Here is a 14293-nt window from a genome sequence, read left to right on the forward strand (position 1 = left end):
TAACGTGAAGCGGACGCAAGTACACGGTGTCCAAAAAATGGGGGGAAGGGATGAGCGGGGCGGAGCGTGCCCCCCTCCCCCCTCCATTTGCCGCGAAGCGCTAACTTTTCGGGGGAGGGGGGTGTTAGCGGAGCCTGCGAGGGGCGCTGGCCGCGGGGGTTAAGGGGGCGCGGCCTGCCGGCCCCGAAGCACCCGGAGGGCCGCAAGCGCCGGAGCGGGTGGGACGTTGGAACTGCACTAAAGGCTTGGACGCGGGAGTTGGCGTTCGATGTCCGGGGCTGTGGTTTGGTTGTGTCCTGGTTATGAACGCGAAACGGGTGGAGAGCGAACTGATGCTTCGTCGAGCGTTGGTGTAGTTTGAAGCGTTGACCTGGTGGCGTGGAAACTGGTAAAGTGGACATGTAAGAATTGCGATGAGGATTCGTTTCGCAGCGGCTGGCCTCTTGTTGATCGCCTCGTGCGTGCTCATGCTGGCCCACTCTCTTATCGCGGCTATTGTCTGTCTTTTGGCGGAATCCTTCCTGTTGCCGCGTGAGGTGCCAGACCTATCAGATTCCGGAATGCGCCGGTGGTTGCGTGGTGTCGGAATCCGCTTGGCCATTGTTGCCGCGGTGGTGGCTATCGTCTTCTTCCACCCGTTTCTGAGCAGGGGGACCGCGGAACGGGTCATGTTCCATCCGGCGTTTGTGTTGCCCGTGTGGTTGCTGATGCTCTGGTCTCTCTTTAGGTGCTGGCGCGGACAGAAGGAATCTTCGGTGCCTAAGAAAGCATTTGGCCCTACGGCGCGATGAGGGTGTGGTTTCCGCTGGGACCTCAATTGCTCGCAGAAGCAGGGACTAGCGCTGCCAACCGGAAAGAACGAGCCACCGCCAGACCAGCGGCTGCCACCACGGGAGACGAGGACGCCACTGAGGAGGACAGCCGCACGCCCGCCACCACTGCACGGGCAAGGAAACGCGCTGATAATAAAACCCAGCGACGCGACACCAAATGACATCATTGAATGGGGTCAAATGGCGGTGGAAAAATCGCCTAAGAATCTCGAAATAGGGCTTGCAAGAAATGGCGACTTCTGCGAGAAAAGGCGCGGCAGACCGGGTTGGGGAAAGGAATATCGCAGATGATTTTATGGAAATAATTAGGTCTGGTGTAAACGGGCACTCTGCAGGAAGGCCGGGCCGCAGAGAGAAGAAGTTGCTTTTCCTGGAAGTTTTTAGCGTTGCGGGCTTGCTGTTGAGCGGCCTGCTGTGCGGATGTGGGTCAACTCACGGGGTTGCACGGGAGATGTTGCAGCCAACGAAGCCGGAGGAGTTTGCTCTCAATGCGCAGCCGAGGATTGTCTGGGAATCGCTGCTGGAGCAGATCAAAGCCACCCCTAACGCCAAGATTCTGGCGACCGAGCCGGATAACATGATGGTGTCATGGATTGAGCAACCCAACGCAGGCGGGGCTCCGGCGAAATTGAAGAAGAAGAAGGGGGCGGCATTTACTGACTGGGACCAACTAAGCGCAGCAGAGGCGACCGAAGCGGGGAATGACAGGGTGGCGATCACGACTGCGTTGGTTGCCAGCGCGCCCAGTGGTTCTCTGTTGCGTTTTCGCCGGGTTTACTACGGGATTCGCACGCAGCCGCGGATCGCTTATTCGTCAGGCGCATACGAAAGCCTGCTGACGAGCCGGCTGTCGGAAAAGCTTAATGCCAAGGCGGTGCCCAGGTCATAAGTTCAGCGTTGCTAATAACACATTTTAGGAGATGAAATCCATTAACGTTTTTGCACCGATTGCAGGAGTGGCTGCAATTTGCCTGGTCAGCGGTTGCGCGGCCCCACGGTCGGATGTGGGGGGGGCAAGTATATACGGCCCCCGTTATCATTCCGGGTTCGCAGGCATGAAGGTCCCGGCAGCGGAAACCATCGAAGCCGCGTCGAAGGGCAACTGGCGCTTCAACGCACCCGTAGATAAGGTCTGGGCGGCTTGTCTGGAGGTTGCCTCCCAATACCAGGCGGTTATCGGGTTAGAGAGGAAAGAGAATGCACGAATCCTATGTGTCATCAAGGGGCGCGATGCGCAGATCGCTGCGAATGATCGTGCGCGGGAGGCTACTTTTGGCGGCTGCTACGAGCACTGGCTGGCAATCGCGGTCGTTGAGGATTCGGGAGGAGCCCGGGTTTCCTTGGCATCGTTCGACCCATTAACAGGCCAATTTAAGTCCGCGCCACCAGCGGAGCAGGCCCTTTTCGCTCAGGTACAGATACAGGTGAGCTCCGTTGTTCTTTGGGGGGAGAAGTATGCAGATATCGACTGGCTGAAGAGACAACCTCGTTTGGGAACGAAGACAGGGGGTTCAGCTGCGACGGTCAAGTTCGAGGACTACGAGATCATTTTGGGCAACTGGATTGCGAAGCGGTTGAGGCTGGATCTGGGATTGGTGCAATGTCCGGAGGTGACCTTCTCGCTAGAAAGAGCGGCGAGACAACTGAAGCAGGCGGCCGGGATCTCGGACATGTCCGGCACGGTAAGTATCCTCGGCTCACCGAACATTAATGCCTTCGCGACCCCGAACGGAGATATTTATGTCACCTCCGGGCTGCTGGACTCAGCTCAGTCCATTGATGAGGTGGCTGCGGTCCTGGCGCACGAAATCCAGCATCTGAAGAACCATGACATAGCGCGGAAATTGAGTCGCCAGCAAGCCGGTGACGCCGGCTCAGCCGCGATACGGACAGCGGCCGCAATGGCTGACATAGGCATGATGTTTGTCGGAGCAGGCGGGGGATATGCCTCGCAGGCGGCGCAAAGCGGGGCGCACTTAGCCGGCGAGGCGATAGCTCAGAAGAGCAGCGACTATCTGCAGACAGGAATGCTGGAGAATTTTTCAGAGGACGCCGAGATTCGGGCTGACGAAAAAGGTTGTGAAACATTATACCTGGCCGGTTTTTCGGTTGATGCGAACATGTCGCTGCTGGCGGGCTTGAAGGAGAAGCAAGGCATGCTCTTGGCTGCGAAGTCGCCGGTCATGTCAAATCTTATCAATATGAAGCCGGGTTTGGACAAGCGGATGGAGAAGATGGCAACAACCATTTCCCGGGTGAAAAGCCAGGGGGACAAGGCGCCCTAATCATTTCTGAATGCGCGACCAATTTCTGGTTCCAACACGAACAAACAACAACTCTAATCATGCTATGACTCAACGAAAAAACATTATTCAGATGTTGGCGCTTCTTGGCTTGGCCCTTATCACAGGCTGCGCCGCGCCAAAGTATATAAGCAAGGATTTTGATGCGGACAAAGTAGGGGCTGTCGCCTGCCTGCCATGCATTGACGCGCGAGCGCGGCCCGACCCGAAGCACGACTTCAAGTATTTTGGCAGCCAAGCCACGGCCGCGGTGGTTTGTGGAACGAAGTTTGGACGGCGTTACCAACTGGTTTACACGACCTACATTGGCGACGTGGCCGAATACTCGGCCAAGGTCATCGAACCCGCGCCGGACAAGCACGCCGATCCGGCCGTAGTAAAGCAAATGGGGCCGCCAGCCGCTAAGTGGGTGCTCGTTCCCGTCTGCGAAGATCTGAACCACTGGAACGCCCTGCTTGCGCAGGGCGCCAGCGCGAAGATCTCGCTTTACCTTTTCAACAAGGAAACCGGGGAACTGTGGTGGAAGGGATGCGGCGCGGCCTCGGAAAGCTACGGTTTCTTGATATCAGGGATCGCTGAGCTTTTTGACAAGTATGCTTATGAGAATGACGTGATCATGATGGCGGGCTCGACCGCAAGCGGAACGTTGCCGAGACCGAAAAGTGCAGCCATCAAGGCTGGTCGCGGTTACTTCTTTAACCGTGGAACGGTTCAAACAGCAGCAGGACTTCAAAGGATAGCCGTTACACCAACGATAGATGGACGCCGACGGATTAGTGAAAAGAACCCTTACGAGCCAAAGCCTTTTCAGGACAAGATTGTTAAGGTCCTGTGCGGTAAGGGATTCGATGCCGCTCCGGTTGACAGTTATGGCCAGCAGACTGTACCCAGCAAGGAACAGGTGAGTTTTGCCGATGTGGCATTTGGCAAGTCACTAGGGATAGATGGATACCGCTACGTGATGGTTCCCGTAGCAGAAGAGATGGGCAGATTTCCCCGTTTTGGGCATTTCTGCGAGGCCACGATGTATCTTTTTGATACGGCCACAGGGGAAGTGATCTGGCAGGGCACCAGTTTTGACAGCTCTCCCGAAGGGTCGATCAAGGCCCTTGGCAAAGGGTTCCCCAAACGCAAAACATTGCCCAAGTGATCTTGTTCCCGCATCAGGAGTATCGTGCTTCCTCATAATGCGGGCACAGGCGAACCATCGGTCGGGCGCATGAGCCGTAGGGCGGCTGACATGAGCTATTGTTCATATGAGATGTTGGTTGGGAATTGGAGCAGGCGCGGCAGCGGTTCTCGCGGCGATGGCTGGGGAACCCTCCGCAGGCCAGCCGGTTTCAAGTTGGACTGACCTCCATCGCGCAGTTGAGGCGGGGGATGCCGCAAAAGTCCAAACCCTGATTGGTCAGGGGGCGAAGGCGAACGCCGGCGGGGGCAGGTGGAATGTGACGGCTTTTCATCTTGCTGCGGAAACAGGCAACCGTGAGCTGGTGGAGTTACTCCTGAAGAGCGGGGCGGATCCGAACGCCCAGGAAACTCGGGTCAATGCGACCGCCCTCCACCTAGCGATTCAAAAGACCAATGCCGCAGTTATCAATCTGCTCCTGGCTGATAGCAGGACTGACCCGAACCTTGAGCTTAACAACGGGTTCACGGCTCTGAAGATGGCGGTGGTGCAGGCCAACCGCGAGCTGGTTGAGAAGCTGATCCAAAAGGGGGCGAAGCTCGAAAGCCCGGAAGGGCAATTCGGGCCGCTGCACTTGGCGGCGGAGGCGGGCGCGGTGGAGGTCGCCCGGGTGCTCCTGGATAAGGGCGCCAAGGTGAACGCGAAAGGCGATCTTGGACTCACGCCGCTGCATCGCGCGACGCAGCAGGACCATGTGGAGATGGTAAGGCTGCTGCTGGAGCGCGGGGCGGAGGTGGACGCGAAACACGAGGCGGGGGCGACTCCGCTGCTCGTGGCAGCCATATCGAGCAATCTGGATGTGGCGAAGACGCTGCTAGAGCATCATGCGGAGGTGAACGCTGCGAATGAAGAAGGCATGACGCCGTTGCTGGCGGCTGCCTCTGTTGGTGATCTGGCAATGGTCAAGCTGCTGCTGACCTACAAAGCCGATGTGAAAACCAGGAGGAGAGGAGGATACACGTCTCTCCACCTGGCAGCGATCGGGGGTTATCCGATGACGGCGGAGGCGCTGATCAAGCACGGAGCCGACATCAACGTGGAGACGGATCTAGGGCACACCCCCTTGTTCCTCGCCGGGGAATACGACCGCCCGGAGGTGGTGGAACTGCTGAAGCAGCTGAAGGCGAAGTAGCGGGAAGGGAGCGAAAGCGTGAAATCCAAATCCTTGCTGGGCCGAGGGCTCGCGATTGCGGTGGCGATTTTGACGGTTATCCTGCCGTGCCGGGCGGTCGAGCTGCTAATTTCTGACAGCGGGCGCAACACTTCCTGGATGCGGCAGCTCAAGGTCGGGGATTCATTTGACGTCGCCGGGGGAGACAACAAGCCTGTGGGTGGGATCTTCAACTTGTCCTCTTCTATCGGGCAGTTCCTGCTGCCGATGCCTGAAGACCTGGAGTTGTCCAGAATGACCCGGGCTCAGGAGGACAACCTGGTGAGAGAATGGGGCGAACTAATTCTGGACCGCGTTCACCTGGCAGTGGAGAACCGGGAGGCGGGCTTCGAGATTCGGTTGCTGCAAAATACACCGCGGCCGCGCACGGCAGGGGATGCATGGTCAGAGAATCCGAATGCGGACGTATTTGCGCGGATTGCCTATGCCTCGATTGCGAAGACGGTGGACTACCTGAAAGAACGGGAGGAGCCGGTAAAAATCACCACCGCGCTGGCGGACAGCGGCTCCGGGATCTTTGCGCGGGCGATTGATTCCTGGCGGCCATACGCATCGGCTTTCCGGCGGGTGGACTTTGTCCACGGGCGGGCGAGTCTCAAGGAAAGCCGGCAGGTGGTTGCGGTGCTCGGGGCCGGCAGGGTCCGGCTGTTCATCAATACAGCAGGCAGTCCGACACCGGCAATGACGGTTGGCCGGCGTGAAATTGCCGAAGCGTTGCAGGCCGAGTCCCGTGGCCTGATGGTGCTTTGCGTGCGGCCGGAAAACTCGAATCCGCCGGAGTCCAGCCAACCAGGGCTGGGTGCGGACTGGATGGATGTCCTCACGGGATCTACTCCCTTGATCGTCGAGAAGGTGACGGGCAAACCCTCGGGGGCAGGGAGTCTTGGCCTACCCGGGCGGAAGACCGCCTTGGGGACCGAAACGAAATCAGAAACACTAAGATGAAGAAAACGCGTGTCTTGTTTATGAAAACGAAATTACCATATCAGTGCCGAGCCCATAGGGCTATTACGATGAGTGCCTTCGTTACTGGCTTTCTCGTGATAACACTCTTCTCCCTCGCGTATCCCATGCAGGGCGCGGAACGCGACGAGGTGGCAATTGCATCATCCATTGAAAAGGCCCTGATTTCGGAGGATTGGAAGACCGTGTCGGGGCAGTTGAGCGGTGTGGAAACCAATGGAGCGTCGGCTACTCTTCGCTTAATCAAGGGGCATGCCTGCCTGGCCCTGAACGAAAACAATGAGTCCTTCGGTCTCTTTCTGAGCGTTGCTTCCAAACCGGATCGCGCGGCGTATGCGGACTGGGCGTCTTCGCTCGCGGCGAGGAATCCTGAAAATGCGATAGCCTGGTACTTCAAGGGGGATGCGCTGGCCCGGCAGACGAATTGGAACGGGGCGGTTGGCAGCTTTGACCAAGCCCTGAAACTCAACCCTAAACACGCCCTCACTCTGAACGCTCGTGGTGTGGTCTTTGCACAACAAGGTAAGGTCGCGCTGGCCAAGAAGGACTTTGTAGAGGCGGTCAGCGCCAGCAATGGCTCTCTGGCCGATGCCCACGATAATGTCGGGTATCTCTGGATTCAGCGGAAGGATGGGGCCAAAGGCGCATTGGAGGCTTTCAAGAATGCAATTTCACACTCTTCCCGGTTCGCTTTAGCGCTGCACGGAAAGGGGTGCATTGAACTGGTGTGTGGGAATTACGAAGACGCTCGTCAGGACTTGCAGGCAGCCGATGGCTGCGGCAATCAGTTCGCCAGGATCTTCATTGAGAACGAGGCTCGTTTTGCGGCCTGTGGGCTCGGGCTCAAACCCGATCAGTTGTTGGCGGCGCTGGCCGACCCAGGCATGTCACTCAGTGCAAAGGCTGAACTCGTGGATGGTGCAAAACGAGATTTCGGAGTAGCTCGGAACCTTGAGAAGATGTCATATGTACCCTTTAATCAACACCTATCGCAGTTTTTCGATGGAATGGGGATGAGAAAGGCCGCGAGGTTGGACGTCGATTACGGGGCTGGAACGGCAAGGAAGGAGTTATCCTCGGGGGACATTTCACGAGCGGTTGATTACGCGGGCCGTCAAAAAAGTCAGAATGGAAGTTTTATGGGAGATTATGCCCAGAACCTATTGTCCACGGGTAAGGAAGGTATACCCAGCTCTGAAGGGAAGATCGATCGTGGAGGTATTGCGAAGAGTTTAATAGATCGACAAATCAGCATAAATAACGACTGGAAGGATCTTAATAACCGGTACAGCGACATCATGCAGAAGAGCTATGGCGCCGAGTTCTCTGGGGGGGCGACACGCTCTCGCGAGGCGGGAGGGGTGCTTGTCCAAGTCAGGATTCAGAACGGCAACTGGCCATTTCTTCCATTTTACGGGCTAGCCTACACGTTAGAGGATTGACAGAAGTGCACGCAGAAAAAACATGACCGGAGTTCCTCAAGTGGCGCTGCGATTGGTGCTTGGGATGCTGATGGCCAGTCTGTTTATTGACCGGGCTTGTGGTGCCATCTCCTACCATGCTTTTTCACTCAACGAAGCACAGCGGCAACTTCAGATGACTGGCAGGCCGAGTTTGGAGGTGTCGGAAATTGGAGGAATCACACGCCCCATGGCCCTAGTGCTGGATGAGGTTAACCGTGATGTTCTGCTGGTCGGTGAGGCCGACCCATCGAAGCAGCGGATTTCCATGGACGACGCAGTGGTTGCGATACGTGCTGTCCTGAAGCATGGCACGGTGCCGTTAATCAGCATTGATCGAACAGCTACCAGCCAACGCAGCGGCGCGCAGGTTGTCCGTTTCGAGGGAGGGATCGAGAACACGAGATTTGGCCGGGACCTTTTGGAGTCGGACGTGGTGCTGAAGAAGCTGGGGTTGGGCGTGCTTCCGGGGGCCCCGCAGGGAGTGAAGTCCTACGCGGAAATGGCGGCGGAACGCTGGAAGTCCAGCAAGTCAGATTTGGCGGTAATGAGCCGGTTCTGGTTTATGCCGTCGGAAAGGTCGCAAGTCGCAACCAACCGGGGCGTCGCGTTCATTGACCACCTGTCCGTAGCCGTGCTGACTGAGGTCATTGGGGCAAGTCAGTCGGCATCGAACACACCCCCGAGAGACGAGATTGCAGAGCTTTTTGCAGGCGATATCAACCGGCAGATGGATGCGCTTGCCAGGGCACATCCTGCCGTCGGGCGGCTGGGGGCGTTGTTCCGGGTCACGGGCCTGATGCAAGTGCTCGGGGAATGGAGGAAGGCTTACGGGGAAAGGCTATCAGGTCTTAACTTCTGGACTGAAGCTTACCAGGTCAGGAAAGAGCTGACGGCGGATCGGGTGGATTTGCTGAAGAGCGCGCCGGTCAAACGAGCGGGGGATGAGGCTTCATTGACCATTGATGGCGGTATTGATTTGACGATGCTGTTGACTGAGTGGAAGGAGGGGTCATCAGCCGCTTTGAGGCAACTCGTTCTTCTCTCCAGGCCAGCGACCAATTCGCTGGTGTGGATGGTGCCACTGGACGAGGAGCCCAGCGCGATACTCCTTTCCGACCTGGCACAGGCTGCGGCGCGGAATCAGCTTTCCGGTGATGAGGCGATGACGCTGCGAGGGGTTATTGATTACCCGGATGGGCGGTCGTTTGCTCCGGTGCCATTTCGGTCCGCCAGCGTCAGCCCTTCGGCTTTAAACAACTTGTTTGTTCGCCAGGGACCGGATTTAAGGCGGGGGCCCGCATCGCATTATGCGTCGATTCCAAGTTCTTCTGCTATCAGCAAAGAGGCATTACCAAGCCGGTTTGAAATGAGTCGTTACCCGACTCGCCCCAGCGTGGGTGCCAACATTCCCGGGGCGCCTATTCGAGAATTGAGCACGCGTTCATTTTCTAATGAGCGGTACTCGGCCAATGTCTTTCGCAACCCCCTTAGCGGGTGGGATCCGCAGAACACAGATTTCCATGCGCCGAAGGCTTTGGAGTCATTAGGCATTGCTCGTGGAGTGGCGAACTCATCTTCTCTGGTATCATGTGAGAGACCGTCGGCTGCCAATACCATGGTGTCTCCGGTTAAGAATGAGCAAATACGAGCGAGCAACGCTCTTACAAAAGAGTCCCTCAATCCACTTGATCATGTCACACGAGTGGAGGCTTTGAAGTTCTCGGATCTAGTTTATGATGGGGATTTCGGAAGCAAGCGCATGCCGGATGGCTGGAAGTTGCTGCGGTCCGGCGATGGCGGGCTGAAGGATTCGCCCCTGCGGTGGGCGGTTTATGAGAGGCTTTCAGACGGGCAGCGGGTTCTGTCATTTGCTGGAACCCGAAGTGCCGGCGATTGGGCCGATAATGTATATAGTTCCAGCTCCGAGGTCGGAGCGCAGAGATTGATCCGTGGAGATCCTCTTTTATATAAGGCCTTAGGACTCAGTCCGCATTTTCAGTATGACCAGGCATATCAGAAGGCGTTGAACGAAATACACGCGAACAAGTACAGCGGCAGCGGAAGATCACTGGTCCTGGTCGGCGACTCCAAGGGCGGGGGAGAGGTGGAGTACGTTTCTGCAATGACAAAAACGCCAGGAATCGTCCGAAACCCTGCGCCGCTCGGGGATGATCTGCGTTCACGAATCCCGGAAGAGAATAAGAAATGGGCGAACAACGGGGGTGTTCTGAGGCTTGAGTTAAAATCAGACCCGGTTAGCAAGGTAGACGTCCTTCCTGGGAGCGTACACTTAGGAAAGCAAGAGTCTTATGAGATTCCAACGGCATGGCGAGACGAATTCATGCATACCGTAAGGTCTCCCAATCCCGTCCAAGCCATCGGTGGCATGGCCATGTATAGCTATTACAGCCACACAGAAAGGGATTTGTTGCTCAGGGCAGTAATGGACAAGGAAGGTACGCCTTCAGCCATGGCCACGCAGCAAGCTGGTGAAGGGCGGAAGCGCAGCCTGTCAGTGACCTCTGACGTAAGGACTCCTAACCTCAGCTCGGTGGTAAAGTCTTGGAACGAGGCCGTAGGCACCAAGTCCGTCGTGCTTACTGGCTCCGGGAACGGGGCCACGCAGGAACGGCTGCGGCGCGATCTGACCAGTTCTGGTTTAAGAGTGAAGAGTGCGTGGGCTGCGGAGGGACGCCCGGCCTATGTTGATTTCAAGCCGGCTTTATCCTCAAGCCTGTCAGGGCGGATGCCGAGCCCGAATCGTTACCAATCCTTTGATCAAAGCAGTCTCCGAGACTTGAGCTTTAATCGGACGCTGTACCAGCCCGCCAGGGAATTGTCATTCAACCAACCGTCTTATCGACCGGCTGATTTCAGCGGTTTAAGGAATCAATCTTTCCGCCCCTCTTTCTACGAACCGAACGTAAAGGGCGTGCTTCTGCAGGGTGCGGCGCAAGTTGAGGGCGGAACAGTGGGCACGGGCGAACTTGGGCTGGTCTTTCAAAATAGCGACGGGCAGGTGGACTTTACGAAATTGCGCCGGTTTGCGACGGCTTTGTGGGCGGCGTATCTGAGCGTGGAGGGGCCGGGCATTTCGATTGACCCGATGGGGCCGAAAGAGAATACACACCACGTCCGGCACATCGGTTGTGTTCGGGGCACGGACCTCGGGCGCATTATGCGCGAGACGGATTACCTGATGAAGCGGTGGTTCATCGGCACACACCGGCCTGACATTCCTGGTTTCCTTAATCCCGATGACATTTCGGCGCAGACCGGCAACCGAGTCGTGGGACGGCCGAGCCGGTTTTGGCTGCTGTCGGAGGGGCTGGCATTCAGGAAGGCCGGGGGAATGCTGGTTTTGTCGGCCGGGCGGATGACGGTGCAAACAGAGTACCTGGATGACGAGCGGAAGGGCGAAAAGAACCCGGAGAACGAGCGTGTTGCGAAGTGGTTTACCGACAACTACGACCAGATTTCCGAGAAGTATCCGATCTACCAGGAGCTGTTTGAATACGCGCAATTGGTGGGGCTTGGCACGTATTTGAAGGAGCAGAAGATGCCGTTGCTCTGGTTCCTGCTAAAGAACCGCGAGATGATCCTCACCGAGCGGGCCGTTGACGAGGTGCCAGCCCTGAGAAAGCAGTCGGGCTACAAGTGGTTTGTAAATTGTTCCGGCGGCGTTGAGCTGGAAGCGACGAAGTCTGTGCGCGACAAAACGAAGGTCACCGAAGACGCGGAGCTCGCCAAGACCGTGAGCCGGGCGAGCGCGGAGGCGGAGGCTCAGCCGGGCAGCGGGAAACAGGTGTCTTTCACGCAGGAGAACACCAGCTACACGGTGTCGCAGGCCAAGTCGTTGTCGCTGTCCGGCACCCGTGCCGGCGGGGACACGGTGCAAACGGATTTTGCGAATTTCGAAGAATACAAGGAAGGCGAGGGGGCCAATTCCTGGAAGCTGGTTACGCCCGGCTTGGAGTTAATCCGGCACTACAGTCCGGAACTCAACAGCGCGGCGCAGTTCGGTCCGGGCTGGCACCTGGCAGTGCCTTTTGAGTTGACAGGAGGAAGTCGGGCAGCACTCGAGGCGGGGACGGCTCCCCGCCGGCTGGAATTGCACAACACGTTTTCGGGGGAGCAGGAGGCGTTTGAGCTGAAGCGGATCACCAACAACGGGGTTGCGCGGTTGGTCTATGCGGCGACCCATAAGGGCGGATTCATTGAAAACGTGGCCTTTTTGAATGGTGCCTGGCTCATGCAGGATCGGCTGGGGGCGACCTTGAGGTTCGATTCCGAGGGATATCTGACCCAAATGGACCTGCGACCTGATGTGATAGTGCCGGTGAAACTGGGCGATAGAGTTGAGAAACGCAAGGTCCCGGGATACTCGGTTAGGTATGAGTACCGCGCTGCGGTTGGCACAGGAGCAAGGGGGCGGCGATTGGACAAGGTTGTTCAGGGATTGACCGCGGCTACGCTGGAATGGGATGATGCGTCCGGCACGCCCCGCATCAAGGCCGTTCGGATGTCGCGCTCCGGCGGCCCGGCCGAGCGGGTTGGATACGAGTATGGCACCGACGGGCGGTTGTCCGCCGTTCAGACGCGCGGCGGAGCGACGAGGATTCAATACCGGGACAACGGGATGCGCGTTGTGGCCAGTGCGAAGTAGTTGAGCATGTCTTTGGCACCCAAAAAGCAGGAAAGAGGACCGGTTAAGAGCCGGCGGCGAGACCGGTGGGCGGAAGGGCCGGTATTCACCAGCGGACTGATCGGGGCGCTAGTAGTTGCTGTCGCTTATGTACTGGTGATGCCACTGGTCGCGAACACACATTTTGGGCGGGTTTTAACAGACAGCGCGTGGGTCGGGAAAACCATTTTCACTTTCGGCTTCTGGGCGCTGGCATTGCTCTGCTTCAAATGGCGGAATGTCGAGCGCCTCCGGGAGCTGCTGCAAGCGGATTTGCTCCCGATGGCGGTGGGGAAGACCGTTACGCCGGAAAACTCGACCTTGTTTGTGCGCTACATTCAGTCTTGCTGGGGTGACCAGGCGAGGCATCCGCTGGCGCGGCGGCTGGTGCAGGCGCTAGCGGCAGTGGCAAAGGGCCAAAGCCGGCCGGAAATACAGCAGTTGCTTCGGAGCCAGCACGAGGCTGATGTGGACCAGATAGAAGGAAGCTTCAGTCTGGTACGAACGTTTATCTGGTCGGCGCCGATCCTTGGGTTTATCGGGACGGTGCTGGGCATCGGGTTCGCCATTGGAGGGTTTTCGGTATCCATGGGGGCGGCGGAAGACTTGACGGCGGTGAAGAGCTCGCTCGGGCAGGTGATAGCAGGGCTGGCGTTTTCGTTTCAGGCAACGTTCGTGGGGCTGGTGGTGAGCCTGGTGTTGGTATTTGCGACCAACTGGCGGCACAAGGCAGAGATGGAGTTTTTGGGGGAGGTGGGGGATTATTGCGAGCACCACCTTCTGAGCCGGGTAACCGCCCCAGCAAACGGGATTGCGACAGGAGTTGAGGATGCGGTCTCCCACGGTGGCAGCGTGGGGGGTCCCTGAGGACGCGTATGCGGCCCGGCCAACAGCAGCACATTGCGTTAACGCTCTGGCCCTTCCTGGATATCCTCTCATGCCTGGCCGGGGCGTTAACAGTCATCATCGCGACGCTGCTGGTAACACAGCTTGTAGAGGACCCGGTGAAGAACCAGGCGGTGAACGACAAGCTGGCGCAGATGCGGAGGGAACTGGAGTGGAAGCAAGCGGAGGTGGCGCGCTACAAGGGCTATATTCAGAAGCAGGCGCAGCAACAGGCGGCAGCGCAGAAGGCGCGGGAGGAATATTTATCCGCGCAGCAGGACCTGGAGGAGCAGTTGAGGCGCCAAGCGATGCTGGTCTCCCTGATGCAACAGAAGGACGAGGCCCAAAGGCAGATCCGGGAGCTGCGCGAACGGTATGCGAAGCAGGAAGCGGAGATCAATCAGCTCCGAATCGCACAGAAAGGACGCGCCACAACCAATATATCCGATCGGATTGAAGTGCATTTCACCGGACGCGGGCAGAACCTGAGGCCGACCTTTGTGGAATGCACACCGGATGGCATTGTGATTCGCGAGGGGAAAGAGATGGGGTTCGTTCGCACGCAGAATATTGGCGCCAGTGACGACTACCGGCGGGTGCTGGGAAGGGCAGGCGAAACCCTGGGCGGGACGGTGATTTTTCTGATTCGCCCTTCGGGGGTTGACGCTTTTGCGAGGGCGGAGGAGGTGGCGCTTCGTGCGGGTGTTCGAAACGGGAAGCTTCCGATTCCGGGTGAAGGGGTGATTGACCTTGGCCCATACGGCGGGAAGACCACAAGCATACCGCCGACTGGAGGCTAGCG

General features: G+C 57.8%; 9 protein-coding genes. All 9 read left to right on the forward strand.

Translation table 11 applies throughout. The features are described 5' to 3' along the window. Window positions 1-1062: 1062 nt before the first annotated feature. The 9 genes from P5205_08195 (at window position 1063) to P5205_08235 (ending at window position 14291) form a co-directional block, all read left to right on the forward strand. Complete coding sequence (locus P5205_08195) at window positions 1063-1722, forward strand: hypothetical protein (protein HSA10339.1); 660 nt, start codon at window positions 1063-1065, stop codon at window positions 1720-1722. A 31-nt stretch (window positions 1723-1753) separates the two neighbouring features. Continuing rightward, a complete protein-coding gene (locus tag P5205_08200; GenBank protein ID HSA10340.1) occupies window positions 1754-3118 on the forward strand; it encodes a M48 family metalloprotease in 1365 nt (454 codons plus the stop codon). 64 nt (window positions 3119-3182) lie between these two features. Next, window positions 3183-4286 (forward strand): hypothetical protein, encoded by a 1104-nt coding sequence (locus P5205_08205; protein HSA10341.1) that lies wholly within the window; start codon window positions 3183-3185, stop codon window positions 4284-4286. Window positions 4287-4392: 106 nt separating this feature from the next. After that, window positions 4393-5457, forward strand: coding sequence for an ankyrin repeat domain-containing protein (locus tag P5205_08210; protein ID HSA10342.1), 1065 nt, complete (start codon window positions 4393-4395; stop codon window positions 5455-5457). An 18-nt stretch (window positions 5458-5475) separates the two neighbouring features. Then, window positions 5476-6441: a hypothetical protein gene (locus P5205_08215; GenBank protein HSA10343.1), complete on the forward strand. Its 966-nt coding sequence runs from the start codon at window positions 5476-5478 to the stop codon at window positions 6439-6441. 20 nt (window positions 6442-6461) lie between these two features. Beyond that, window positions 6462-7901, forward strand: a complete 1440-nt coding sequence (locus P5205_08220; GenBank protein HSA10344.1) for a tetratricopeptide repeat protein — start codon at window positions 6462-6464, stop codon at window positions 7899-7901. A 2953-nt stretch (window positions 7902-10854) separates the two neighbouring features. Next, entirely contained in the window at window positions 10855-12588 is a 1734-nt protein-coding gene (locus P5205_08225; protein ID HSA10345.1) for a hypothetical protein, read from the forward strand. Window positions 12589-12600: 12 nt separating this feature from the next. Then, a complete protein-coding gene (locus tag P5205_08230) occupies window positions 12601-13473 on the forward strand; it encodes a MotA/TolQ/ExbB proton channel family protein (GenBank protein HSA10346.1) in 873 nt (290 codons plus the stop codon). Window positions 13474-13481: 8 nt separating this feature from the next. Then, complete coding sequence (locus P5205_08235) at window positions 13482-14291, forward strand: hypothetical protein (protein HSA10347.1); 810 nt, start codon at window positions 13482-13484, stop codon at window positions 14289-14291. Window positions 14292-14293: the final 2 nt, after the last annotated feature.

Source organism: Candidatus Paceibacterota bacterium (assembly GCA_035452965.1).
Lineage (GTDB): Bacteria > Verrucomicrobiota > Verrucomicrobiia > Limisphaerales > UBA8199 > UBA8199.

What these genes read in the sequence shown, in the direction of transcription:
- P5205_08220 (HSA10344.1), top strand. Translation starts at nt 6,462, where the DNA reads ATGAAAACGAAATTACCATATCAGTGCCGAGCCCATAGGGCTATTACG.
- P5205_08210 (HSA10342.1), top strand. Translation starts at nt 4,393, where the DNA reads ATGAGATGTTGGTTGGGAATTGGAGCAGGCGCGGCAGCGGTTCTCGCG.
- P5205_08195 (HSA10339.1), top strand. Translation starts at nt 1,063, where the DNA reads ATGGCGACTTCTGCGAGAAAAGGCGCGGCAGACCGGGTTGGGGAAAGG.
- P5205_08200 (HSA10340.1), top strand. Translation starts at nt 1,754, where the DNA reads ATGAAATCCATTAACGTTTTTGCACCGATTGCAGGAGTGGCTGCAATT.
- P5205_08235 (HSA10347.1), top strand. Translation starts at nt 13,482, where the DNA reads ATGCGGCCCGGCCAACAGCAGCACATTGCGTTAACGCTCTGGCCCTTC.
- P5205_08205 (HSA10341.1), top strand. Translation starts at nt 3,183, where the DNA reads ATGACTCAACGAAAAAACATTATTCAGATGTTGGCGCTTCTTGGCTTG.